Genomic DNA, 1,051 nt, shown 5'->3' with positions numbered 1-1,051 from the left:
ACTAGAGCGCGTCCTGTTTAATCCGGTTCATATCCTGCGGCTTTGAAGTAGTTGGCACATTCGGCTGTGGTGAAGAGGTCGACGACCGCGCCGACCGTGTCCCACAACGCCTTGATGGTTCTCTCGGCCTTTGCTCGCAGCAGCGCCTTGAGTTTGGCGAAGGCGTTCTCAATCGGGTTGAAGTCGGGACTGTAAGGCGGCAGGTAGAGCAGGCTCGCGCCTGCGGCCTCAATCGCGTCGCGCACGCCGGCGGCCTTGTGGGCGGGCAGGTTGTCCATGACAACTACGTCGCCCTCCGACAATGTCGGGACCAGCACCTGCTCGACATAGGCCAGAAACACGTTGCCGTTCATGGCGCCGTCGTAGACGAAGGGCGCAGTCATGCCCGTCAGCCGCAGCGCTCCGGTGAAGGTTGTGGTCTTCCAGTGGCCATGCGGCACGCCGGCCCGGCAGCGCTCGCCGCGCGGCGCTCTTCCACGCAGGCGGGCCATCTTTGTGGAGAGGCCGGTCTCATCGATGAACACGAGCTTCGCCGGATCGAGGTCGAGCTGGCCGTCGAACCAGTCGCGGCGCCGCTTCAGGATGTCGGGGCGATCCTGCTCCAGTGCGTGCGCGGACTTTTTTTGAATGTCCAGCCGTGGCGGCGAAGCCAGGCGCTCAAGGCGCTGCGGCTGATGCGCACCGACTGCTCGGCGACGAGCCGCTCCACCATCTCGTTCAGCGTGATGTCCTTGCGCTCCTCGATCAGCCCGACGACGAAGGCTTCATGCGCATCGAGGCTGGAGGCACGGCGGCGGCCCTGCGGGCGGGGCGCCAGTTCGCCGATCTTCGCCCGCGCAATCCAGCGGATCGCGCTGGACACTCCCACGCCGAACCGCGCCGCCGCTTGCCGCGCCGACATGCCCTCGTCCGAAGCCTTCAAGACCCGCGACCGAAGATCCACGCTCAATGCTTTTCCCATCGTCAACCTCCATCGAGGTGGACGTTGAATCAGCACAAAACGCAGCCGTCACTTCACAATCGATTCATCGATCACAGGACGTGCTCTAGA

1 protein-coding gene is annotated in these 1,051 nt (G+C 64.2%); it reads right to left on the bottom strand.

The genetic code is table 11. From position 1 onward, the window contains the following. Window positions 1-17: 17 nt before the first annotated feature. A protein-coding gene (locus EOA78_RS35550; protein ID WP_164784121.1) for an IS630 family transposase occupies window positions 18-961 on the bottom strand; the annotation gives its coding sequence in 2 pieces (ribosomal slippage) (window positions 18-625 and window positions 625-961; 945 coding nt in all). Window positions 962-1,051 lie beyond the last annotated feature (90 nt).

This window comes from Mesorhizobium sp. M5C.F.Cr.IN.023.01.1.1, from assembly GCF_003997585.1.
GTDB classification, from domain to species: Bacteria; Pseudomonadota; Alphaproteobacteria; order Rhizobiales; family Rhizobiaceae; genus Mesorhizobium; species Mesorhizobium wenxiniae.
This window is presented reverse-complemented; position numbering and strand designations above follow the sequence as displayed.